Raw genomic sequence first — 22,990 nt, 5'->3', positions numbered from 1 at the left:
GTCCCGGTGGCGGCGGTGGCGGCGGCGGTCGTCCTGGCGGTCCCGGTGGCCGCGGTGGTGCGGCAGGCGCGTTCGGCCGTCCCGGTGGCGCGCCCCGGCGTGGCCGCAAGTCGAAGCGGCAGAAGCGGCAAGAGTACGACTCGATGCAGGCGCCCGCCGTCGGCGGCGTGCGGCTGCCGCGCGGCAACGGCGAGATCATCCGGCTCGCCCGCGGCGCGTCGCTGTCGGACTTCGCCGAGAAGATCGACGCGAACCCGGCCGCGCTGGTGCAGGCCCTGTTCAACCTCGGCGAGATGGTCACCGCGACCCAGTCGGTGAACGACGAGACCCTCGAGCTGCTGGGCAGCGAGATGAACTACGTCGTCCACGTGGTCAGCCCCGAGGACGAGGACCGCGAGCTGCTGGAGTCGTTCGACCTCACCTACGGCGAGGACGAGGGCGGCGAGGAAGACCTCGAACAGCGTCCGCCGGTGGTGACCGTCATGGGTCACGTCGACCACGGTAAGACCCGCTTGCTGGACACCATCCGCAAGGCGAACGTCCGCGAGGGCGAGGCGGGCGGCATCACCCAGCACATCGGCGCCTACCAGGTGCTCACCCACCTCGGCGACGAGGACCGGCTGATCACCTTCATCGACACCCCGGGTCACGAGGCGTTCACCGCCATGCGCGCCCGTGGTGCGAAGGCCACCGACATCGCGATCCTGGTGGTCGCCGCCGACGACGGCGTCATGCCGCAGACGGTGGAGGCGATCAACCACGCGCAGGCGGCCGACGTGCCGATCGTCGTGGCGGTCAACAAGATCGACAAGGAAGGCGCCAACCCGCAGAAGGTGCGTCAGCAGCTCACCGAGTACGGCCTGGTCGCCGAGGAATACGGCGGCGAGACCATGTTCGTCGACATCTCCGCCAGGCAGAACATCAACATCGATGCGCTGCTCGAGGCGGTCCTGCTGACCGCGGACGCGGCGCTGGACCTGCGGGCCAACCCGGACATGGACGCGCAGGGTGTGGCCATCGAGGCGCACCTCGACCGTGGTCGCGGCCCGGTGGCGACCGTGCTCATCCAGCGCGGCACCCTGCGGGTCGGCGACTCGATCGTGGCGGGAGACGCCTACGGCCGGGTGCGCCGGATGGTCGACGAGCACGGCGACGACGTCGAGGCGGCGTTGCCGTCGCGACCGGTTCAGGTCATCGGCTTCACGTCGGTGCCCGGCGCGGGTGACAACCTGCTCGTGGTCGACGAGGACCGGATCGCCCGGCAGATCGCCGATCGGCGCAACGCGCGCAAGCGCAACGCGCTGGCCGCACGCAGCCGCAAGCGGATCAGCCTGGAAGATCTGGATGCCGCGCTGAAGGAAACCAGCGAGCTGAACCTGATCCTCAAGGGCGACAACTCGGGTACGGTCGAGGCCCTCGAAGAGGCGCTGCTCGGAATCCAGGTGGGCGACGAGGTGCGTCTGCGGGTGATCGACCGCGGCGTCGGTGGCGTCACCGAGACCAATGTCAACCTCGCTTCGGCGTCGAACGCGATCATCATCGGATTCAACGTCCGCGCCGAGGGCAAGGCGACCGAGCTGGCCAACCGCGAGGGCGTCGACATCCGGTACTACTCGGTGATCTACCAGGCCATCGATGAGATCGAGAAGGCCCTCAAGGGCATGCTCAAGCCGATCTACGAAGAGGTCGAGCTGGGGCGGGCCGAGATCAGGGCGATCTTCCGTTCGTCGAAGGTCGGCAACATCGCCGGTTGCATGGTCACGTCGGGCTCGGTCAAGCGCAACGCCAAGGCGCGCCTGCTCCGGGACAACGTGGTGATCGCCGAGACGATGACGATCTCGTCGCTGCGCCGGGAGAAGGACGACGTCACCGAGGTCCGCGAGGGCTTCGAATGCGGTATGACGGTCACCTACTCCGACATCAAGGAAGGCGACATCATCGAGGCCTACGAACTGCGCGAGAAGCCGCGCGACTGATAGACCGAGACGAGTCCGGGCGCCGCGCGAAGTGCGCGGCGCCCGGCGGGTCTTCCTGACTGGGGAGGGTGTGGGTGTACCTGGGTGCACTGGAGTTCGACCTGCTGCTCGGCGATGTGCATTCACTGAAACAGAAGCGCTCGGTGATCCGGCCGATCCTGGCCGAATTGCAGCGTTTCGGTGTGAGTGCCGCCGAAGGCGGGGAACACGATCTATACCGTCGTTCGCTGCTGGGCGTGGCCATGGTCAGTGCGGGCATGGATCATCTGACCGAGGTGCTGGACAAATGTGAACGGCACGTCGCGGCCCGTCCGGAGTTACAGTTGCTGGCGGTGCGCCGCCGAATCTTCGGGCCCGAGGACTGACCGCGGCGCAGCGACGGAGCTCGGGTGGCGGCCGCGAGGCACGCTCCGACCGCCATCGAACAGAGTTGATAGTGAGGAGGAAACGGCCATGGTGGATCAAGCCAGGGCACGCCGACTCGCCAAGCGGATCTCCTCGATCGTCGCGACCGCGATCGAATACGAGGTGAAGGACCCGCGGCTGCGTTTCGTGACCGTCACCGACGCCAAGGTCACCGGCGATCTCCGGGAGGCGACGGTGTACTACACCGTGATGGGTGAAACCCTCGACGCCGAACCGGATTACGACGGTGCGGCGGCCGGACTGGAGAAGGCCAAGGGAGTTCTGCGCTCCAAGGTGGGCGCCGGAACCGGGGTGAAGTTCACCCCGACGCTGGCATTCGTACTGGACACCGTGCCCGACGCGGCACGGCAGATGGAGGAACTGCTCGCCAGGGCGCGGGCCGCGGACGACGAGGTCGCCAAGGTGGCCGCCACCGCCAGGCACGCGGGCGACGCCGACCCCTACAAGGTCGAACGCGACGCCGACGAGTGACATGCGGTAGTCGATGACGACGATGCGAGAAACGGCCGGCTTGGACACGGCCGTGGCGGCGCTCGACGCCGCGCGCTCGGTGACCATCGTCTGCCATGTGCAGCCCGATGCGGACACCATAGGAAGCGGTCTGGCGCTGGCGCTGGTGCTGCACCGGCGCGGCGTCCCGGTGCAGGTGTCGTTCGCCGAGCCCGCGGACTTGCCCGTATCGATGCGGTCGCTGCCCGGCGTACGGCACTTGGTGGCGCCCGCCGAAGTGCGCGCCGAGGTCGACCTGCTGGTCGCGGTCGACTGCGGCAGCGCGGGCAGGCTCGGTGCGCTCGCCGACCGATTGTCCGGTGCCGCAACGACACTGGTGATCGATCACCATCGGTCGAACACGCGGTTCGGAGCGATCAACGTGGTCGATCCCGCCGCGGAGTCCACCACGAGCCTGATCGCGCGTCTGCTCGACGCGTGGGGTGTGCCGATCGATGCGGACGTGGCGCATTGCCTGTACGCCGGTCTGGTCACCGACACGGGTTCGTTCCGGTGGGTGCGGCCGGGTACCCACGAACTGGCGGAGCGGCTGCTGGCCACCGGAATCGACGGCGCGCATATCGCCCGCACCTTGATGGACATGCACCCGTTCGGGTGGCTGCCCATGCTGGCGCGGGTGCTCGGGACGGCGCAGCTCGTCCCGGAGGTGCGCGGCGGCGTCGGATTGGTGTACGCGTTCGTGCGCCGCGACGACATCGACGACGTGCGTTCGGAGGAAGTCGAGAGCGTCATAGATATCGTGCGCACGACCGCCGAAGCGGGAATCGCCGCGGTGTTCAAGCAATCTCGTGTGGTGCCGGATCGGTGGACGGTATCGCTGCGCTCACGGGACAGCGGAGCGTGTGCGGGCGACGGGGTGGACGTCGCAGAGGTGGCCACGACACTGGGTGGTGGTGGGCATCGCTTCGCCGCCGGGTACACCGCACACGGCGCTCCAGAGGACCTGATCGGCGCGCTACTGACCGCGCTCGGATGATCGTGTTCGATCCTCGGCGAATGTCGGGTCGGCTCTCACCGAAACTTCCCGGCCCGAGCGGTTTCGAGTGATGAGGCCGAATTCGTCGCCAGGACGGGTCCGCGGATCGACCGGACCGGTGTGTCGATGCGGCGCACTCCTGGCGTGTGCGGGGCGCCCCCCGTTCGTGCCCGGTGCCCTGCGGGCGCTTGCCTGTCGAGTGGCGCGGGCAGTCGAGCCGGTTCGCCCGCCTCGCCGTCCGAACCTGGTTCGGCGTCGTGCCACACGTCCGGAATCACCGGTGATGCGATCCGCTCCGCGGCCGGAGCCGGACGCCGCCGAGTTCGTCGGTGGGCCGTGCCAAGGTGGGAGCCGGATCGCAACGACGGTGGTCTCGAAGGACGACATGCGGGGGAGGTGTTCGTGAGCGCGCAAGGTTCCAGTGGGGCGGATATCGGTGACTCGGTCCTGCGCGTGAGCGAACCGGAAACCGTCGACCGGGCCGCCGCTGCCGGGCCCAAACGCATTCTCGGCCTCGCGTTGCCAACCCTCGGTGTGCTGGTCGCCGAACCGATCTACCTGTTGTTCGACCTGGCCGTGGTCGGCAGGCTGGGCGCGCTCGCGCTGGCCGGGCTCGCCGTGGGCGGGTTGATCCTGGCGCAGACGAGTTCGCAGCTGACCTTCCTGTCCTACGGCACCACCGCGCGCTCGGCGCGCCGTCACGGCGCGGGCGACCATCCAGGAGCCGTCGCCGAGGGCGTGCAGGCCACGTGGATCGCGGTGGCCGTCGGCGTCACGATCCTGCTGCTGGTCCAGGCGTTCGCCGTGCCGGTGACCAGCGCCATCGCGGGCGGTGCGGACATCGCGGCGCAGGCGCTGGACTGGGTGCGGATCGCGCTGTTCGGCGTGCCGCTGATCCTGATCTCCATGGCGGGGAACGGGTGGCTGCGTGGCGTACAGGAGACGCGCAGGCCTTTGGTCTACGTCGTCGCCGGACTCGGGGTGTCGGCGGTGCTCTGCCCGGCGCTGGTGCACGGACTGTTCGGCGCACCGCACCTGGGTCTGCCGGGCTCGGCCGTGGCGAACGTGGCGGGTCAGATCGTCACCGCGGTCCTGTTCCTGAACGCGCTGATCCGCGAGGAGGTCTCCCTCGCCCCGCACTGGTCGGTGATGCGTGCCCAGCTCGTCCTCGGACGCGACCTGATCGTCCGCAGTTTCGCCTTCCAGGCGTGCTTCGTCTCGGCGGCGGCCGTCGCCGCGCGTTTCGGCGCCGCGTCGGTGGCGGCCCACCAGTTGGTGCTGCAACTGTGGAACTTCCTGGCGCTCGCCCTGGACGCGCTGGCCATCGCCGCGCAGACGCTCACGGGCGCGGCTCTGGGCGCGGGTGATGCCACCGGCGCCCGAGGGATCGCCCGGCGCGTGACCCGCTGGTCGGAGATTTTCAGCCTCGGGCTCGCCGCCTGCTTCGCGGCGGGGGCGGTGGCGATCCCCGCGCTGTTCACCGATGACCCGGACGTGCTGGAGCGCGCGCACGTGGTGTGGTGGTTCTTCGTCGCGCTCATTCCGGTGGCGGGCATCGTCTTCGCGCTCGACGGCGTCCTGCTCGGAGCCGGTGACGCGGCCTACCTGCGCACCACCACGCTCGGAGCGGCCCTGCTGGGCTTCCTGCCCGCTATCTGGTTGTCGCTGGCCTTCGACTGGGGCGTCGCCGGAATCTGGTCCGGCCTCGCCGCGTTCATGCTGTTGCGGCTGATCGCCGTCGCGGGGCGGGCGCTGTCGGGCCGGTGGGCCCTGGTCGGCGCCGAAGTGCCGAGGTGAGCGACACCCGGCTCGGCCGGTGCGCCCGAATCCGAAACGATGTGCCAAGGTAGGTGTGGTGATACCCAAGTTGATGGCGGTGAGCGACATTCATGTCGGGCACCAGGGGAATCGGCCGGTCGTCGAGCAGATCAAGGCGGACTCGCCGGAGGACTGGCTCATCGTGGCCGGCGACGTGGGGGAGAAGACCGACGACATCCGGTGGGCGCTGGAGCTGCTGCGCCGCCGGTTCGCCAAGGTGATCTGGGTGCCGGGTAATCACGAGCTGTGGACGACGGCGAAGGACCCGGTGCAGATGGTCGGGGTGGCACGCTACGACTACTTGGTGTCGATCTGCCGCGACCTGGATGTGCTGACGCCGGAGGATCCGTTTCCGGTGTGGCAGGGCGCGGGCGCGGAAGAGCACGGCGGAGCGGTCACGCTGGTTCCGATGTTCCTGTTGTACGACTACTCGTTCCTGCCGGAAGGAGCCACCACCAAAGCGGAGGGTCTGGCGATCGCGCGTGAGCGCAACGTGGTGGCCACCGACGAATTCCTGCTCTCACCGGATCCGTACCTGACCAGGGACGCGTGGTGCCACGCCCGGGTGCAGGTGACCAAGCGCAAGCTCGACGCGCTCGCCCCGGGCACCCCGGTCGTCCTGATCAACCATTTCCCGCTGGTGCGGCAGCCGACCGACGTGCTGTTCTACCCGGAGTTCGCGCTGTGGTGCGGCACCGAACTCACCGCGGACTGGCACACCCGCTACAACGTGGTCTGCTCGGTCTACGGTCACCTGCACATCCCGCGGACCTCGCACTACGACGGCGTCCGATTCGAGGAGGTCTCGCTCGGCTACCCGCGCGAGTGGCAGCGCCGCGGCCTGCCCGAGCGATTGCTGCGCCAGATCCTGCCGACCCCGCAGTATCCGCCGGGCACGCTGAACAAGTGGGGCGGACACTTCCAGGTGACTCCCGAGATGGAAGCCGCCGCCGCGGAGATGCGCAGCAAAGCGCAGCAGCGGCGCGGGCTGGCGTAGTCCCACGCATATGGCGCTGCGATCCCACCCGGTGCGGCTCGACTACGCTCGTCGGTGATGATCGAGAACATTCTGCCCGCGGGTGTGGCCTCGGCCGAGTTGCTGGCGTACCCGGAGGATCTGCGGCCGTATCCGGCGGAGGAGCATCTCATCGCCAAGTCGGTGGAGAAGCGGCGCCGTGACTTCATCGGCGCGCGGCATTGCGCCCGCCTGGCGCTGACGCAACTCGGCGAGCAGCCGGTCGCGATCGGCAAGGGCGAGCGCGGCGCTCCGGTGTGGCCGCGCGGAATCGTCGGCAGCCTGACCCACTGCGACGGCTACCAGGCCGCCGCGCTCGGTCACAAACTGCGGTTCCGTTCCATCGGCATCGACGCCGAGCCGCACGCCACCCTGCCGGACGGCGTACTGGACTCGGTCAGCCTGCCGCCGGAGCGGGAATGGCTGAAGACCACCGAGTCCGAATTGCACCTGGACCGGTTGCTGTTCTGCGCCAAAGAGGCCACCTATAAAGCGTGGTTCCCGCTGACGCTGCGCTGGCTCGGCTTCGAGGACGCGCACATCACCTTCGAGATCGAGGACAGCTCCGCCGCTTTCGGGCGCGGCAGCTTCCATACCGAACTGCTGGTGCCGGGGCAGACCACCGACGGCGGCACGCCGCTGATCGCGTTCGACGGCCGTTGGCTGATCACCGACGGGTACATCCTGACCGCGATCGCGCACGTCTGATGGACGGACTCGGCGGGCTGCTCGTCATCGACAAGGCCGGTGGCTGGACCAGTCACGACGTCGTCGCGAAATGCCGGAAGCTGCTGCGCACCAAGAAGATCGGCCACGCGGGCACGCTCGATCCGATGGCGACCGGTGTGCTGGTGCTCGGCGTGGAACGCGCGACCAAACTGCTCGGCCTGCTCACCCTGACCACCAAGGCGTACACCGCGACCATCCGGCTGGGGCAGGCGACCAGCACCGACGACGCCGAAGGCGAGGTGCTGGCCCCGACACCGGCCGGTCATCTCACCGACGCCGACATCGCCACGCGCACAGCCGAACTGACCGGGAACATCGAGCAGGTGCCCGCCACCGTCAGCGCGATCAAGGTGAACGGCGAACGTGCCTATGCCCGCCACCGTGCGGGGGAGGACGTGCAGTTGGCCGCCCGCCCGGTCACGGTGTCGCGGTTCGACGTGCTCGCGCGGCGCGATGTCGGCGATTTCGTCGACCTGGACGTGGTGGTCGAATGTTCCTCGGGCACCTACGTGCGCGCGCTGGCCAGAGACCTGGGCGCCGCGCTCGGCATCGGCGGCCACTTGACCGCGTTGCGCCGCACCAGCGTCGGGCCGTTCACGCTCGAGCATGCACGCACCTTGGACGATCTGGTCGCCGCCGCGGAGTCCGGCGTGCCGCCACTGAGCCTCGATATCGACGCCGCGGTTCGAACGGCGTTTCCGCGTCGCGAAATCGATGACAAGCAGGCCGACGACCTGCGCAACGGACGTTGGCTCGCTCCGGCCGGAATGGCCGGTGTCTACGCCGCCATCGATCCGGAAGGCCGCGCTATCGCCCTGCTCCGGGAATCCGGTAATCGCGCGTCCTCGGTGATGGTCGTCCGCCCCGCCAATCTCTGATCCCGGGCGACGATGGTTGACCACCTCGCGGTCAGGAGTTGAACGTCGATGATGCGAACCGTTGCGGCGATGGCCGCGGTCCTGGTCGGTGGCGCGGCGCTGGTCGGCGGCGCCGCCGGGGTGGGAAAGTCGCCTGCGGCGGCCGTGGCCGGATAGCGGCGGCGAAGGTGATTCCGCGTGCTGCTGGACTTCTTGTCGCGGTGAGTCGGCGCTCAGGAGCCGATCTGGTGCCGGAGGCGTTGCACGGCGTCGTCCATGTGCTCGACGAGCAGAGCGCGGGCGCGTGCGGGGTCGCCCGCGCCGATCGCCTCGCGCAGGCCGATGTGTTCGCGAGACTGTTCCCGCAGGTCCGGATAGGTCGTCTGCAAGGCGCCCAAGCACATGCGCGTCTCGATCAGCAAGGTGCGGGCCGCGCGTACCAGCCGCGGACTGGCCGCACTCTCCACCAGCGCCTCGTGGAAGGCCTGGTCGGCCTCCGACACGCCCACCGCGTCGCCGCGTTCGGCGCACGCGATCATCTCCTCGACGCTGGGACCGAGCGCCTGGTAGGCGATCGGGCGGCGGCCGTCCAGGATCAGCTCCAGTGCGCCGCCCTCCAGTGCCGTCCTCGCCCGGTAGATGTCGACGACGTCGTCGAGGCTCAGTTCGATGACGAAGATGCCGCGGTGGCGGATGCTGCGCAGCAGACCCTCGGACACCAAGCGCTGCATCGCCTCGCGCACCGGCCCGCGCGAGACCGCGAACCTCGCCGCGAGGTCGGCCTCGCCGAGCTGCGACCCGGGCGCGAGACTGCCGCGCATGATCGCCTCGCGGAGCCGATCGGCGATCATCTCCGCGGTCGACTGCCGGTTCACCGGCTCGAAATCAACGACGGACATCGATCTGCCTTTCCGCGAACAGGGTCCCGAATCCGGGAACGACCGGCTCGGCGCCGGCCAGCCGCAGCCCTGCCCAGATCGTGACCTGATTGGCCGTCAGCACCGGTTTGCCCAGCGTAGCCTCCAGGTCCGGCAGCACCGCCACGGTGTGCATCGCGGTGTCGGGGATGAGCAGCGCCTCCGCGTCGGGATGGTCGTTGTCCGTGGCCAGCCGCAGTACCTGCGCCGGGGTGAGGGTGCCGACCTCGGCGGCGGTGTCGATCCCCGCGCTGGACATCGAGACGACGTCGATGCGCGCGTCGGCGAGGAACTCTACGAACAGCCGGGCGACCTCGTCGGGATAGCTGGCGGCGACCGCGACGGTGCGCAGTCCCAGCGTGTGCACGGCGTCGGCGAACGCGATGCTGGTGCTGGTCGCCGGGACGCCCGCGACCTCGGCCAGCGCGCGCACTTGATCGCGCGCGCCCTCGGGCCCGTAGACGAAACTGCCCGACGTGCAGGCCCAGACGATCGCGTCGGGGCGGTGCCGGGCGAGCAGCGAGGCGCCGAGGCGCAATTTCTCCGGGCTGCCCAGTTCGAGCAGTTCGGGGACGGCGTGCAGATCGGTGCCGTAGATGTGGGCCACCGGAAGGTGCGCGCCGAGCGCCGCCGCCGCGAGCGGGTAGTCGTCCTCGGCCGCGTGGTCGGGGTAGATGAAACCGACGGTGGGTGCGCGCATGTGATGTTCTTCCTTCAGAAAACGTTGAGCAGCCACTTGCCCGGGCCCATCATCGGGAGCTTCATCCGGCCGAGACATGCCCACATGGTGAGTTGGTTGGCGGTGAGCACCGGCTTGCCGAGGGCTTTCTCCAGCGGCTCGATCACGTCGTAGGTGGGCAGGTTGGTACAGCTGACGAAGACGGCCTGGGCCTCGGGGTCATCGGCGCCGACGATGCGTTCGGCGATCGTGCGATAGCTGACCTTCCAGATGCCGCCGCCGAGTCCGAGGTGATCGGAGCGCACCACCGTGCACCCGGCTTCGGCGAGGAACTCGTGCAGCCGGTGGGTGAGGATCTCGTCGTACGGGGTCAGTACCGAGATCCGGGTGAGGTCCAGATGGCGGATCGCTTCGAGCAACGCGCCCGAGGTGGTGACCGCGTCCAGCGCCCCGGCACGGCAGATGGTGTCGCGCAACGACTTCTCGTAGGCGAGGCCTTTGATGAAACTGCCCGAGGTGCACAGATAGGCCACGACTTCGGGTTCCACGTGCAGGACGTTGCGGGTGGCCGCGGTGAGATGCGCCGCGTCGGAGACCAATTCGGCCATCTCCAGCGACACCGGAACCGGTTCGTAGGGGGTACGGGCCAGGTGCAGACTCACCTCCAGAGGCGCCCAGCGCCAGAGCTCTCGTTCGAGGGCGAGGTCGAACGGTGCGATGATCCCGATACCCCGTTGTGCAACGGGCCCCTCGAGGTCGGGAAAGCTCAAATCCACTACGGCCCCTCTCGCGCTCAGCCGGGACGACCTCCGAACACGATCGGATTGTTGACAATCATACGATGTGATCTTAGTGTGTCAATGTGGAACAGGGCCCGATTGTCGTCGTCCTGCACAGTGAAAGTGTGCCCGACGACGAACGAATGGACCGAGTAGCAGGCCGCGCCACCATCCGGTACACCGAGGCACCCGGGTTGGCGAGCGCCCTGCGCGGAGCGGAGGTCTTGTTCGTCTACGACTTTCGCACCCGGGCGCTGCCCGGCGCCTGGCATGCCGCCGACCGGCTGCGCTGGGTGCACATGGGATCCACCGGCGTCGATCCGGCGATGTTTCCCGAACTGCGGGCCAGTGACGTGGTCGTGACCAACACCAGAGGCGTCTTCGACGCCGCGATCGCCGAGTACGTGCTCGGGCAGATTCTCGGTTTCGCCAAGGACCTGTCCGGTTCGTTGCTGCTGCAACAACGGCACGAGTGGCGGCATCGGGAATCCGAACGGGTCGCGGGATCGACGGCGCTGATCGTGGGCACCGGCTCGATCGGGCGTCATATCGCCCGATTGCTGCGCGCGGTCGGCATGACCGTGCGCGCCGTCGGCAGGCGGGAGCGCGCGGCGGACCCGGATTTCGGCGAGGTCACCACCGATCTGCACGCCGAATTGGCCCGCGCCGATTACGTCGTCGCGATCGCTCCGCTCACCGAGCAGACCAGGAACATGTTCGACGCCGCCGCCTTCGCCGCGATGAAGCCGCACGCCAGGTTTGTCAACGTCGGCCGCGGGGAACTCGTTGTGACCGACGATCTCGTCGCCGCGCTGCGCACCGGATCGATCGCCGCGGCGGCGCTCGATGTGGTGGATCCCGAGCCGCTCCCCGCCGATCATCCTCTGTGGGAACTGCCGAACGTCCGGATCACCCCGCACAACTCCGGTGACTTCATCGGATGGCGCAGCGAGATCGTCGACGCGTTCACCGAGAACTTCGACAACTGGATCGCCGGACGTCCGCTGGACAACGTGGTCGACAAAAGGCTGGGGTACGTGCCCGGCTGAAGGAGCCCCATCCATGAGCTACCCCGACAAGAACCAACCCACCGACCCGACCGCCATGACCGCGGTCGAGCTGGTCTCGGCCTACGCGGCGGGCGCGCTGTCGCCCGTCGAGGCGACCGAGGCGATCCTGCGCGCGATCGCCGATCGCGACGGCGCGCTCAACGCCTTCTGTCTGGTCGATCCCGATCGCGCCCTGGTGCAGGCGAAGGACTCCGAGGCGCGCTGGCAGTCCGGTCATGCCAGAGGGCTGCTCGACGGCGTGCCGATCTCGATCAAGGACGTCTTCCTGACCGAGGGCTGGCCCACCCGGCGCGGCTCCACGTCCATCGACCCGGCGGGACCATGGCTGGTGGACAGTCCGGTGGCCGCGCGGCTGCGCGAGGACGGCATGGTCTTCCTCGGCAAGACCACCACCCCGGAGATCGCGTGGAAGGCGGTCACCGACAGTCCGCTGGCGGGTGTCACGCGGAATCCGGCCGCCCCGTCCACCACCGCGGGCGGCTCCTCCGGCGGCAGCGCCGCGGCCGTCGCCGCGGGCATGGGCCCGGTGTCGGTGGGCACGGACGGCGGTGGCAGCGTGCGCATTCCGGCCGCCTTCTGCGGCATCGTCGGGTTCAAGCCCACCTACGGCCGGATTCCGCTGTTCCCGGCCAGCCCGTTCGGTCCGCTGGCGCATGCGGGACCGATGACGCGCACCGTCGAGGACGCGGCGCTGCTGATGGACATCCTGTCGCTGCCGGATCCGCGCGATCCCACCGCGCTGGCTCCCACGCTCACCGCCTTCCGCGCCGAAATGCAGCGCGACGTGCGGGGATTGCGCGTGGCGTACTCACCTGCGCTCGGCTACGCCACGGTCGACCCCGAGGTCGCCGCGATCGTGGAAGCGGCGGTGACCCGGCTGGCCGACGCCGAACTCCGGGTGAGCGCCGCCGATCCCGGATTCGCCGATCCGCGCGAGGCGTTCGAGCTGCTGTGGGCGGCCGGCGCGGCCACCATGCTGTCCGGGTACCCGGAAGGTACGCGCGAACGGGTGGATCCGGGTCTGCGCGCGGTCTGGGAGCGCGGTGAAACCATCACCGCCGTCGAGTATCTCGACGCGCGCAACGTCGCGGCCCAGATCGGTATCACCATGGGCGCCTTCCACAACGACTACGACATCCTGATCACTCCGACGGTGCCGATTCCCGCGTTCGAAGCGGGACACGACGTGCCACCGGGCAGCGGCCTGCGCGGCTGGCCCGAATGGACGCCGTTCACTTACCCGTTCAATATGACCCAGCAACCCGCGATCAGTATCCCGGCGGGCGCGACTCGCGCGGGTCTACCGGTCGGGTTGCAGATCATCGGCCCGCGCCACTCCGACGATCTGATCCTCGCGGTAGCCCGCTACGCCGAGTTCGTGCTGGCTTCCTGAAAGCGAATGGCCCCGCGGAAGACCGCGGGGCCATTCGTCACCGTCGCTCAGGCGCGGGCGAAGGCGAGCGTCTCGCCCTGCACCCCGTGCAACCACAGCGTGTTGCAGGCCGCGGCCATCTCGGCGAGCCCCTCCTCGATGGTGGCGAACACATTGCCCGGCACCCACCCCAGGTCGCCGTTGATCAGCAGATTGTTGCGGCCGTAGAACAGCGCGAGATCGGTCGCCCCGCGCTCGTGCTCGGCCGCGGAACCGGGCTCGTAGCCGTAGGCCGGATTGCCGATCTCCCACGGCTCGAAATCGAACAGGCACACATCGCCGGGGATGGGCGTGACCGTCGGATTCTCCCGATGCGGGGCCGCGCCGATGCGCGGGAGCAGGGTGTACACCTCGTTGCGGGCGTACTTGGCGTGGAAGGCGTCGCCTTCCAGCGGCAGCGCGTTCCACACTGCCGCGCAGGTCTGCGGCGCTTCCTCGTCCAGCAAACGGGCGCGGCAGGTCACCGCGGCTTTGGTGAGCGTGATGGTGATGTAGCGGGCCATGCGGTCCTGCTTCCTGATCGGGCCCGCCGGGCGGGCACTGCGGACGGGTGGGGTGCGCGCTACAACTCGGCGAGCACCTCGGACCAGATCGCCAGAGCGTCCTCGATCTGAGTATCGGTCACGATCAGCGGCGGAATCATCCGCACCACGTTCATGTGCGCGCCGCAGGTCAACAGCAGCAGTCCCTTGTCCACCGCCGCGCGCTGGGCGGCCGCGGCGGTGGCCGTATCGGGCTCGCCGGTGGCCGTGGTGAACTCGGCGCCCACGAGCAGTCCGAGGCCGCGGACGTCGCCGATCGCCTTGGTGGCGCTCTCGCGCATACCGCGCAGCAGTTGCGCCCCTCGGGTGGCCGCGTTGTCCACCAGCCCTTCGGATTCGATCACGTCGAGCGTGGCGATCGCCGCCGCGCACGCCACCGCGTTGCCACCGTAGGTGCCGCCCTGCGAACCCGGCCACGCCCGCGCCATCAGTTCGCGCGGCGCCGCGATGCCGGACAGGGGAAAGCCGCTGGCCAGGCCCTTCGCGATGGTGATCACGTCGGGCCGGACGCCGAAGTGCTGATGCCCGAAGAACTTCCCGGTGCGGCCGAAACCGGTCTGGATCTCGTCGAAGACCAGCAGGATGCCGTGCCGGTCGGCGCGTTCGCGCAGCCCCTGGAAGAACTCGGTGTTGCCGGGGACGTAACCGCCCTCACCGAGCACCGGCTCCACGATGAACGCGGCGGTCTCGGCGGGCGAGGTGAGCGTGGCGAACAGGTAGTCGAGTTCGCGCAGCGCGAAGGCGGTGGCCTCCCGCTCGCTCCAGCCATAGCGGTAGGCGGTGGGGAAGGGCGCGACGTGCACGCCCGGCATGAGCGGGCTGAACCCGGCCGAGAAACGGGTGCCCGAGGTGGTCATGGTCGCGGCGGCCACGGTGCGGCCGTGGAAACCGCCGTGGAAGACGACGACGTTCGGCCGCCCGGTGGCCTGGCGCACCAGTCGCAGTGCGGCCTCGACCGCTTCACTGCCGGAGTTCGCGAAGAACAGCGTGTCCAGTCCTTCCGGAAGGACCGCGCCGAGCCGTTCGGTCAGCTCCAGCAGCGGCCGATGCAGCACGGTCGTGTACTGGCCGTGGATCAGCGAGGCCACCTGTGCCTGCGCGGCGGCGACCACCTTCGGGTGGCAGTGGCCGGTGCTGGTCACACCGATGCCGGCGGTGAAGTCCAGGTAGCGGCGTCCGTCGGTGCCGTAGAGATAGCACCCCGCGCCGTGGTCGACGGTCACCGGAGTGGCCTGTTTCAGGATGGGCGAGAGCTCGGTCATGGTGATTCGCCTCCGGATGCGGGCGGGATGGAGGGTCATTGTCTATTGTCGGATTGTCGACAATATGCATAACATGGCCGCACGGGTCGCAGCAATGGCCGGACGCTGCGCGCTGCCGAAAGGAGCCACCGACCATGCTCACCGAAAGCGCGCTGAGCGCGCCCGAACGCGCCGCGATCGACACGGTCCCGCGCGGCTTGTTCATCCAGGGGCAGTGGCGTGCGACGACCCGCACGCTGCCGGTCTTCGATCCGTCGACGGGTGAGCTGCTGTGCGAAGTAGCCGACGCGACCCCGGACGACGGTCGCGCGGCGCTGGACGCGGCGTGCGCGGCGCAGGCCGACTGGGCGGCCACCGCGCCGCGCGAGCGCAGCGATCTGCTGATGCGTGTGCATCGCGCGTTGCTGGCCGACACCGACCGGCTCGGGCTGATCGCGACCCTCGAAATGGGCAAGCCGCTGGCCGAGGCGCGCGGTGAGATCGGCTACGCCGCCGAGTTCTTCCGCTGGTTCGCCGAGGAAGCCGTCCGCCTGGACGGCGGGTACATGCCCGCGCCGACCGGCGGCTCGCGTTTTCTGGTGGCTCGGCAGCCGGTCGGTCCGAGCCTGCTCATCACGCCATGGAACTTTCCCGTCGCCATGGGCGCGCGCAAGATCGCGCCCGCGCTCGCCGCGGGCTGCACCTGCGTCGTGAAACCCGCGGAGCAGACGCCGCTTTCGATGCTGGCGCTGGCTCAGGTGCTGGCGGACGCCGGGTTGCCCGCCGGGGTGGTCAACGTCGTCACGACGGCGGATCCCGCCGCGGTGATGACTCCGCTGATCCTCGACGACCGCTCGCGCAAGCTGTCGTTCACGGGTTCGACGGCGGTCGGCAAGCAGTTGCTCGCGCAGTGCGCGCAGACGGTGATGCGCACCTCGATGGAACTGGGCGGCAACGCGCCGCTGCTGGTTTTCGACGACGCGGATCTCGACGAGGCGGTCGAGGGCGCGGTGGCGGCGAAGATGCGCAACATCGGCCAGGCGTGCACCGCCGCCAATCGGATTCTGGTGCAGCGCGGCGTCGCCGAGGTCTTCGCACGCAGGCTCGCCGAGCGGCTGGCGGCCCTGCCGATGGGCCGGGGCACCGAGCCGGACGTTGTGGTCGGCCCGCTGATCGATACCGAGGCCGTCGCCAAGGTGCAGCGCTTGGTCGACGACGCCCGCGCCCGTGGGGCCGGGGTGCTCACCGGAGGGGCGGCCTGGGACGGACCGGGCACTTTCTATCCTGCGACCGTCCTGGTCGACGTCCCCGACGACGCCGAGTTGTGCCACACCGAGATCTTCGGACCGGTCGCCGCGATCGGCGTCTTCGACACCGAGGACGAAGCCGTGCGCCGGGCCAACGACACTCCCTACGGGCTGGTGAGTTACGTGTTCACCGAGAATCTCCGGCGCGGACTGCGGGTGTGCGAGGCGCTGGAAACCGGGATGGTCGGCCTCAACCAGGGCGTGGTGTCGAATCCGGCCGCGCCCTTCGGCGGCGTCAAGGAATCCGGGCTCGGACGCGAGGGCGGGTTGACCGGGATCGACGAATTCCTGGAGACCAAGTACATCGGAGTGCGACTGTGAAGGAGTGCCAGTGAGCGAGTACCGCATCGCCACCATCCCGGGTGACGGGATCGGAGTCGACGTGACCGCGGCGGCGGTACGTGTGCTCGACGCCGTGCTGCCCGGTCTGGCATGGACCGAATTCGATTGGTCGTGCGAGAACTACCTGCGCACGGGCGCCATGATGCCGCTGGACGGCGCGCACCGGCTCGCGGGCTTCGACGCGATCCTGCTCGGCGCCGTCGGCTTTCCCGGTGTGCCCGACCATGTTTCGCTGTGGGGCCTGCTGATCCCGCTGCGCCGCGCCTTCGGCCAGTACGTCAACCTGCGCCCGGTGCGCCTGCTGCCCGGCACGGAATCGGCACTGCGCGGCCGGACCGCCGACGATCTGGACATCCTCATCGTGCGGGAGAACTCCGAGGGCGAGTACTCGCGGATCGGCGGCATCCACAACGAGGGCCGCCCCGACGAATTCGTGCTCCAGGAGTCGGTGTTCACCCGCGCCGGATGCGAGCGGATCATCCGCTACGCCTTCGAGCGGGCCGCCGAGCGATCCGGCCGATTGTGCTCGGCGACCAAGTCGAACGGGCTCATCCATTCGATGCCCTACTGGGACAGTGTGTTCGAACGCGTCGCGACCGAGTATCCCCAGGTGCTAACGCGGCAGATGCACGTCGACGCGCTGGCCGCCGAAATCGTGCTGCACCCGGACCGGCTGGACGTGATCGTAGGCTCCAACCTGTTCGGCGACATCCTCTCCGACCTCGCCGCCGCGGTGACCGGCGGGCTCGGCTTGGCGCCGTCGGGCAATGTCAACCCCGACCGCACCGGCCCCTCGATGTTCGAGGCGGTGCACGGCAGCGCGCCCGACATCGCCGGTCAGGGCATCGCGAACCCCGTCGCGCAGGTCCTCGCGGGCGCGATGCTGCTGGATCATCTCGGCGAGTCCGCCGCGGCGGCCGCGGTGGACCGAGCGGTGTGCGACGTGCTCGCCGCGGGGGAGGTCCGCACCCCGGACCTCGGTGGCACCTCGACCACCGACGAACTGGGCGACGCCATCGCCACTCGCGCGGCCGAGTTGGTGCGTCCCGCCCTCAGGGCCGACCTGGGCTGAGTCCGCGGCCGGAACCGCCTCGGAAACCGGGGTTGTTCGGAAGCGGTCTGGGCGGCATCGTTTGGCCGGTTTCCGGGCATCGGGCTTCGCGGTGGTCATCCATCGCCGGGCTCGAGTCGTATGCGCCCGCGCGTGGCCGGCGGAGGGGCTGCGTGACCCCGGTCCTGCGCCATGCCGTTACCCGGTGCGGCACCGATGGCACGCCCGGCGGCGTCCGAGCCCGACGCTGCCCGCCGCCCCCGCTATCGCCGGTTCGACGGGGTGGGCCTGATCTGTGGAGCCCCGGTCAGGCGGTGAGCCAGATGGCCTCGGCGGCGGGGCGCCCGAGGTCGGTCGGTGACTCGGTGGCCCCTATGCGGATGGCGATGGTGCCTGCGAAGTCGCGGCGTTCGACGACGGCGATGGCGGTGTCCAGGGCGATGCCGACGGAGTCGAAGTAGCGCAGCATGTCGGGATCGGCGTCGGAGATACGCGCGACCCGGCCGGATTCACCGGCATGGAAGTCGCTGAGCTGGCGCGCGGGCGGGGTGGGCACCGCGCCGTCCACCGACGGGATCGGGTCGCCGTGCGGATCGCGATCGGGGTATCCGAGTTTGGCGTCGATCCGGGCCATCAGCAGCTCGGAGACCGCGTGCTCGAGCACCTCGGCTTCGTCGTGCACCTCGTCCCAGCCGTAGCCGAGCTCGTTCACCAGGAAGGTCTCGATGAGCCGATGCCTGCGCACCATCGCGACGGCGGCTCGGCGGCCCTCCGGGGTGAGGGCGATCGCGCCGTAGCGCGCGTGCTCGACCAACCCCTGGTCGGCGAGCTTGCGGACGGCTTCGGACACGGTCGAGGCCGATACGCCGATCCGTTCGGCGAGCAACTTGGTGGTCACCTTCTCCTGCGACCATTCCTGCGCGGTCCAGATGACCTTCAGGTAGTCCTGGGCGACCGACGAGAGCACAGGCGCGATCGTCGCGGTACCGCCGTGCGCATCGCCCGGCGCCGGGGCGTCGGCCAACTCGCGTCGAGTGGCGATATCTCGTTTACCTGGCACATACCCGAGCTTAGGCACTGGCGAGCCGATACACACATCCTCGACCTGCCGTCGGGCCGATCGACAGCGAATCGCTATTCGCCGTTCACCCACCCGGAAGAGGGCGGATCGGCGCCGTGCCGGGAGGGTCATACCGTTCTCGAGAGATCCAGTGCGTTCCGATGATCGGTCACGCCGTCGAATCGGCGACCGGCCAACCGGGCGGTTGCCGGCGCGCCGACCGGCTCGCCGGACAACTCGTAGAACGTCGCCGTGGCGCGTCCGGTGAACTCGTCGCCGGTCACGTCGAGTTCGAAGGCGACGATCCCTTTGCGGACCACGGCGGGGTCGGTGCGATCGACGGTGAACTCCAAGAAGGCGCCGGTGACCCGGTTGCCCGCGCCGTGCCAGGTGCCCATGCCGTTGCTGTCGCTCGTGGCGCGATTGCCGTGGTCGGGATTCGATTGCAGCATCGTGCCGCCAGGGTGGAACTGCATCACGTGGTAGCCGAACGGAGCGCCGTCGGCGCGAACCTCCCAGGTGCCGAGCACCGGATGCCGCTCGCTCATGCCGTGCCCCTTTCGGCATGAGCGGGGCCCTGCGTGGTCACGCTGCGCTGCCGCCTCCGGGCCTGACCACTCATGCCGTGTCCCCGCAGACGGCCGCAAGCGCGGCGATGCCGCGATCGATGTCGTCGCGCGGCACGTTCGCGAAACTCAGCCGCATGGTGTTGCGGTGCTCGGTGACGTCGTCGGCGTAGAAGGCGCTGCCGGGCAGGAACGCGACTCCGTGCCGCAGTGCCCGCGCCAGCAGCGCATCGGCATCGAAACCCGGCGGTCCCTCGACCCACAGGAACATCCCGCCCTCCGGCTCGACCCACCGGAACCCGGCCGGGAAATGCCGCTCGAGCGCGACCGTCAACGCGCCCAACTTGGCCGAATAGGCGTCGACGACATGAGCGAGGTGCGCGGCCCCGTCCGGACTGCCCAGAAATTCGGCCGCAATCGCCTGGCAGTACGTCGAGGTCTGCATGTCGATGCCCTGCTTCAACGCGAGCACGGTCCGCAGTAGATCCGGGGGCATAACGGTGATCCCGACGCGGATCGCAGGAGCGAGAGTTTTCGACAGGGACGTGATGTACACCGAGTTGTCCGGCGCGAAAGACGACAACGCGGGCGGTGCCACACCGCGATAGCGCAGGTCGGTGTAGACGTCGTCTTCGATGACCAGCGTGCCGTGGCGGACGACGATCTCGGCGATTCGTCCGCGCCGATCGGCGGGCATCGTCCGGCCGGTCGGATTCTGGAAAGTCGGCAGTAGGTAGACGAACGCCACGTCGTATCGAGCCAGGGCTTCTTCGAGCGCTTCCGGAACGATGCCGAATTCGTCGGACGGCACCGCCACGACGGTCGCTCCGTGGCTGCGGAATTCCTTGACCGCCGGGCCGTAAGTGGGGGTTTCGACCAGAACCACGTCCTGCGGGTCGAGCAGCGCCAAACACACGTTGTGCAATGCGCCGGAGCCGCCGGTCGAGATATGCAGGCGATCGAGCGTGCACTGAATACCGCGGCCGTGCAGTAGGTTTCGGGCTTCGTCCAACAGCGGACCGAATCCCTGGGTCATGCCGTATTGGAGGACGGCGCTGCCGTATCTGCCGATGACCGTTTGCGCCAGCGTCGCCACGAGCTCGCTCGGCAGCAGGGCGGGGTCGGGCGCCCCGACGGCGAATGACACCACGTCGGGGCGGCCTGCCAGTGCCGCGAAGATATCGTCGATGGGACCGCTGGTCACCTCGGCCGCGCCGCGGCTGCGTTTGCCGACGGCCATGTCAGGCGCCGGCCTGCCCACGCCGCCGCAGGCGGGCAACGGCTTCGGGCACGTGGGCGTCGTATTCCGGCGTCAGCACCACGTCGTCGTTGAACAGGGGATCGGTCCGCATTTCCACCGCGACCAGATCCTCGGCATAGTCGAGGTTCACCGCCACGTGCACGACGCCGTCGGGGATGTAGATGAACTCACCCGGACCGTGGAAATAGGGCGTCAGTTCCGGGCCGATCAAGGTGGCCGCTCGCCCGCGCAGGCAGACGACGACGATCTCGCTGTGCGCGTGATAATGCGCTTTCGACATCGCCCCCGGGGCCATGTTGACCATGCCCGCCGAAATGCCGGTGGCGCCACAGGTTTCCGTGGTGATGCAAGGAATGAGGCGTTGTCGTTGCCGTCCGATTGTTTCGGCCGAATCGGACGGTTTGATCACACGCACGTGCTTGACTGCGCTTTTCATGGCTACTCCGGGGCATTCCGTCACCGACGAATTGCACGCTAGACCATTCCCGCTGCTGGCGAGACGAGCTTCCCGGCCCGTGGAAACCCGGGGTATATCGGCGCTTTCGCGAATCCGGTTAGTTTCCGGTGCGCGAAGACTTCCGCGGCGATGTCGTCGACCCCGACGTAGCGGCCGCGCGGCGCACCGTCGTGCGACGGCCACGGCGACCTGCCGGTTATCCCGCCGCCGCGGTCACAGCACGCGTCGTGCCGTGGTCCGGATGATCCGACCGGTTCGCGGCGTATCCGGCCGCGCGGCGCACGACCTGCTCGCGCACGCGGCGCCCCGGCGCGGTTCGCGCTTCCGCGTCGGCTCACGGCAGCGCAACCGTTGTGTGAGATCAGCACGCCCGAATACTGTTCGCTACCTGATTTGCGTAGGCTGCGCACTGTGCAGAGATGGCGAAGTCTCGACGAGGTGCCCGCGGACTGGGGGCGCTGTGTCCTCACGATCGGTGTGTTCGACGGTGTGCACCGCGGCCACGCGCAGCTGATCAGCCGCGCCGTGAAGTCCGCCGCCGCGCGCGGCGTGCCCGCCGTGCTGATGACGTTCGATCCGCACCCGATGGAAGTGGTCCGCCCCGGCTCGCACCCCGCGCAATTGACCACCCTGACCCGCCGCGCCGAACTGGCCGAGGAGCTGGGTGTCGACGTGTTCTGCGTCATGCCCTTCACGCAGGAGTTCATGAAGCTGACTCCGGCGAGTTACGTCCACGACCTGCTGGTGGAGCGGCTGCACGTGGTGGAGGTGGTGGTCGGCGACAACTTCACCTTCGGCAAGAAGGCCGCGGGCACGGTCGAGACCATGCGCGAGCTCGGCAAGCGATTCGGCTTCGAGGTCGACGGCGTGACGCTGCTCGCCGAACACGCCGTGACCTTCTCCTCGACTTACATCCGCTCGTGCGTCGACGCGGGGGACATGGCGGCCGCCGCCGAGGCGCTCGGGCGTCCGCACCGGGTGGAGGGCGTCGTCGTACACGGTGACGGCCGCGGTAAGCAACTCGGCTTCCCGACCGCGAACGTCGCGCCGCCGATGCACGCCGCCATTCCCGCCGACGGCGTGTACGCCGGGTGGTTCACCGTGCTCGGCCCCGGCCCCACCATCGGCACCGTCACCCCGGGCGAGCGGGCCATGGCCGCCGTCTCGGTGGGCACCAACCCGACCTTCTCCGGACGCGCCCGTACGGTGGAGGCGTACGTGCTCGACGGCGAGGCCGATCTCTACGGTCAGCACGTCGCGGTGGACTTCGTCGAGCACATCCGGGGCCAGCGCAAATTCGACTCGGTGGACGAGCTCATCGAGTGCATGGGCCGCGACGTGGAGACCGCGCGCAAAATCCTCACCGCCGTCGACGCCCGCTGAGCGTCAGGACTTCATGAGCTCGAGCAGATCGCTGTAGCGGCGGGTCTCGTGCTCGATCAGCGCGGGCGAGCGTCGTTGCCCAGTTGGGACTCGGTCGGCCCGCGATTTCGGCGGGAAGATCGCGGTCCGGTAGGGTGGTCCCTCGGGTTTGCTGCGGTCCGCGGTGGCGCCCGCACCCGGGTAACCGGACATTCGAGCGCGGAACTGAGAAACAGGAGTGGATGCCCCATGGCACTGACCACCGAGCAGAAGTCGGCGATTCTCGCCGAGTACGGCCTGCACGAGAAGGACACCGGTTCCCCGGAGGCGCAGATCGCTCTGCTGTCCAAGCGCATCGCCGACATCACCGAGCACCTGAAGAAGCACAAGCACGACCACCACACCCGCCACGGCCTGATGGCGCTGATCGGTCGTCGCAAGCGGCTGTCGAAGTACCTGGCGGACAACGACATCAACCGCTACCGTTCGCTGATCGAGCGGCTCGGGCTCAGGCGCTGATTTCCAGCGCCTGCGGCGCTGGGTGTTCGCGGCCCCTTCATGGCTCGCCTCCGAGCGGCCACCGCTGGCGACTTCGTCGCGGACGCGGCGGCCGCTCG

At 69.2% G+C, this 22,990-nt stretch carries 24 protein-coding genes; 14 read left to right on the top strand and 10 right to left on the bottom strand.

Annotation, left to right across the window (positions count from 1 at the left end):
- From infB to truB, 8 genes are all read left to right on the top strand, one after another.
- Positions 1-1,976: translation initiation factor IF-2 (infB, locus tag ACWEH3_RS33285; protein ID WP_452358470.1), on the top strand; the 1,976-nt coding region annotated here is incomplete at its 5' end.
- Between the two features lie 74 nt (positions 1,977-2,050).
- Complete coding sequence (locus tag ACWEH3_RS33280; RefSeq protein ID WP_067810001.1) at positions 2,051-2,341, top strand: DUF503 domain-containing protein; 291 nt, start codon at positions 2,051-2,053, stop codon at positions 2,339-2,341.
- A gap of 88 nt (positions 2,342-2,429) precedes the next feature.
- Positions 2,430-2,873: a 30S ribosome-binding factor RbfA gene (rbfA, locus tag ACWEH3_RS33275; RefSeq protein ID WP_450024900.1), complete on the top strand. Its 444-nt coding sequence runs from the start codon at positions 2,430-2,432 to the stop codon at positions 2,871-2,873.
- Positions 2,874-2,886: 13 nt separating this feature from the next.
- Entirely contained in the window at positions 2,887-3,888 is a 1,002-nt protein-coding gene (locus ACWEH3_RS33270) for a DHH family phosphoesterase (protein ID WP_450024898.1), read from the top strand.
- Positions 3,889-4,341: 453 nt separating this feature from the next.
- Positions 4,342-5,685, top strand: coding sequence for an MATE family efflux transporter (locus tag ACWEH3_RS33265; RefSeq protein WP_450024905.1), 1,344 nt, complete (start codon positions 4,342-4,344; stop codon positions 5,683-5,685).
- A gap of 58 nt (positions 5,686-5,743) precedes the next feature.
- Positions 5,744-6,703 carry a metallophosphoesterase family protein gene (locus ACWEH3_RS33260; protein ID WP_450024896.1) on the top strand — a complete coding sequence of 320 codons (960 nt, stop codon included), beginning with the start codon at positions 5,744-5,746 and terminating at the stop codon, positions 6,701-6,703.
- Between the two features lie 57 nt (positions 6,704-6,760).
- The gene (npt, locus tag ACWEH3_RS33255; RefSeq protein WP_450024894.1) at positions 6,761-7,429 is read left to right on the top strand and encodes a 4'-phosphopantetheinyl transferase Npt; all 669 of its coding nucleotides are present in this window, start codon (positions 6,761-6,763) and stop codon (positions 7,427-7,429) included.
- Positions 7,429-8,328 (top strand): tRNA pseudouridine(55) synthase TruB, encoded by a 900-nt coding sequence (gene truB, locus ACWEH3_RS33250; protein WP_450024892.1) that lies wholly within the window; start codon positions 7,429-7,431, stop codon positions 8,326-8,328. Before npt ends, truB begins: the two co-directional genes overlap by 1 nt.
- 212 nt (positions 8,329-8,540) lie before the next feature.
- Here the strand turns inward: truB and ACWEH3_RS33245 are convergent, their stop codons facing one another.
- Genes ACWEH3_RS33245 through ACWEH3_RS33235 form a run of 3 tightly spaced genes read right to left on the bottom strand, consistent with a single transcriptional unit; the run spans position 8,541 to position 10,679 of the window.
- Positions 8,541-9,206: a GntR family transcriptional regulator gene (locus tag ACWEH3_RS33245; RefSeq protein ID WP_450024890.1), complete on the bottom strand. Its 666-nt coding sequence runs from the start codon at positions 9,204-9,206 to the stop codon at positions 8,541-8,543.
- Positions 9,193-9,924, bottom strand: coding sequence for a maleate cis-trans isomerase family protein (locus tag ACWEH3_RS33240; protein ID WP_450024888.1), 732 nt, complete (start codon positions 9,922-9,924; stop codon positions 9,193-9,195). Before ACWEH3_RS33240 ends, ACWEH3_RS33245 begins: the two co-directional genes overlap by 14 nt.
- Positions 9,925-9,938: 14 nt before the next feature.
- Entirely contained in the window at positions 9,939-10,679 is a 741-nt protein-coding gene (locus ACWEH3_RS33235; protein WP_356961417.1) for a maleate cis-trans isomerase family protein, read from the bottom strand.
- A gap of 86 nt (positions 10,680-10,765) precedes the next feature.
- Here ACWEH3_RS33235 and ACWEH3_RS33230 point away from each other — a divergent pair, with 86 nt between their 5' ends.
- Both ACWEH3_RS33230 and ACWEH3_RS33225 read left to right on the top strand, forming a co-directional pair.
- Positions 10,766-11,731, top strand: a complete 966-nt coding sequence (locus ACWEH3_RS33230; protein ID WP_450024886.1) for a D-2-hydroxyacid dehydrogenase — start codon at positions 10,766-10,768, stop codon at positions 11,729-11,731.
- Between the two features lie 13 nt (positions 11,732-11,744).
- Positions 11,745-13,145 (top strand): amidase, encoded by a 1,401-nt coding sequence (locus tag ACWEH3_RS33225; RefSeq protein ID WP_450024884.1) that lies wholly within the window; start codon positions 11,745-11,747, stop codon positions 13,143-13,145.
- A gap of 47 nt (positions 13,146-13,192) precedes the next feature.
- On the opposite strand, the gene ACWEH3_RS33220 is transcribed toward ACWEH3_RS33225, so the two are convergent.
- Both ACWEH3_RS33220 and ACWEH3_RS33215 read right to left on the bottom strand, forming a co-directional pair.
- Positions 13,193-13,687, bottom strand: a complete 495-nt coding sequence (locus tag ACWEH3_RS33220) for a DUF3830 family protein (protein ID WP_355070114.1) — start codon at positions 13,685-13,687, stop codon at positions 13,193-13,195.
- A 59-nt stretch (positions 13,688-13,746) separates the two neighbouring features.
- Positions 13,747-14,988, bottom strand: a complete 1,242-nt coding sequence (locus ACWEH3_RS33215; protein WP_450024882.1) for an aspartate aminotransferase family protein — start codon at positions 14,986-14,988, stop codon at positions 13,747-13,749.
- Between the two features lie 134 nt (positions 14,989-15,122).
- On the opposite strand from ACWEH3_RS33215, the gene ACWEH3_RS33210 reads away from it, so the two are divergent.
- Together ACWEH3_RS33210 and ACWEH3_RS33205 are read left to right on the top strand one after the other, a co-directional pair.
- Complete coding sequence (locus tag ACWEH3_RS33210; RefSeq protein WP_450024880.1) at positions 15,123-16,595, top strand: NAD-dependent succinate-semialdehyde dehydrogenase; 1,473 nt, start codon at positions 15,123-15,125, stop codon at positions 16,593-16,595.
- 10 nt (positions 16,596-16,605) lie between these two features.
- A complete protein-coding gene (locus tag ACWEH3_RS33205) occupies positions 16,606-17,688 on the top strand; it encodes a tartrate dehydrogenase (protein WP_450024878.1) in 1,083 nt (360 codons plus the stop codon).
- 286 nt (positions 17,689-17,974) lie between these two features.
- On the opposite strand, the gene ACWEH3_RS33200 is transcribed toward ACWEH3_RS33205, so the two are convergent.
- From ACWEH3_RS33200 to ACWEH3_RS33185, 4 genes are all read right to left on the bottom strand, one after another.
- Complete coding sequence (locus ACWEH3_RS33200; protein WP_355071001.1) at positions 17,975-18,643, bottom strand: metal-dependent transcriptional regulator; 669 nt, start codon at positions 18,641-18,643, stop codon at positions 17,975-17,977.
- Positions 18,644-18,855: 212 nt separating this feature from the next.
- Positions 18,856-19,275, bottom strand: a complete 420-nt coding sequence (locus ACWEH3_RS33195; protein WP_450024876.1) for a hypothetical protein — start codon at positions 19,273-19,275, stop codon at positions 18,856-18,858.
- A 70-nt stretch (positions 19,276-19,345) separates the two neighbouring features.
- Positions 19,346-20,533 (bottom strand): aminotransferase-like domain-containing protein, encoded by a 1,188-nt coding sequence (locus tag ACWEH3_RS33190; protein WP_450024874.1) that lies wholly within the window; start codon positions 20,531-20,533, stop codon positions 19,346-19,348.
- 1 nt (position 20,534) lies between these two features.
- Complete coding sequence (locus ACWEH3_RS33185) at positions 20,535-20,990, bottom strand: cupin domain-containing protein (RefSeq protein WP_450024872.1); 456 nt, start codon at positions 20,988-20,990, stop codon at positions 20,535-20,537.
- A gap of 432 nt (positions 20,991-21,422) precedes the next feature.
- Between ACWEH3_RS33185 and ACWEH3_RS33180 the strand changes: the two genes are divergently transcribed.
- On the top strand, positions 21,423-22,394 hold the full coding sequence (locus ACWEH3_RS33180; RefSeq protein ID WP_355070128.1) for a bifunctional riboflavin kinase/FAD synthetase: 972 nt from the start codon (positions 21,423-21,425) through the stop codon (positions 22,392-22,394).
- 3 nt (positions 22,395-22,397) lie between these two features.
- Here the strand turns inward: ACWEH3_RS33180 and ACWEH3_RS33175 are convergent, their stop codons facing one another.
- Positions 22,398-22,586, bottom strand: coding sequence for a hypothetical protein (locus ACWEH3_RS33175; protein WP_450024870.1), 189 nt, complete (start codon positions 22,584-22,586; stop codon positions 22,398-22,400).
- Between the two features lie 36 nt (positions 22,587-22,622).
- On the opposite strand from ACWEH3_RS33175, the gene rpsO reads away from it, so the two are divergent.
- On the top strand, positions 22,623-22,892 hold the full coding sequence (gene rpsO / locus ACWEH3_RS33170) for a 30S ribosomal protein S15 (protein ID WP_450024868.1): 270 nt from the start codon (positions 22,623-22,625) through the stop codon (positions 22,890-22,892).
- The last annotated feature ends 98 nt before the right edge of the window (positions 22,893-22,990 follow it).

The organism is Nocardia sp. NPDC004718, assembly GCF_053601535.1.
Note: the sequence above shows the minus strand (reverse complement) of the source record. Positions and strands in the feature narration are given on the sequence as shown.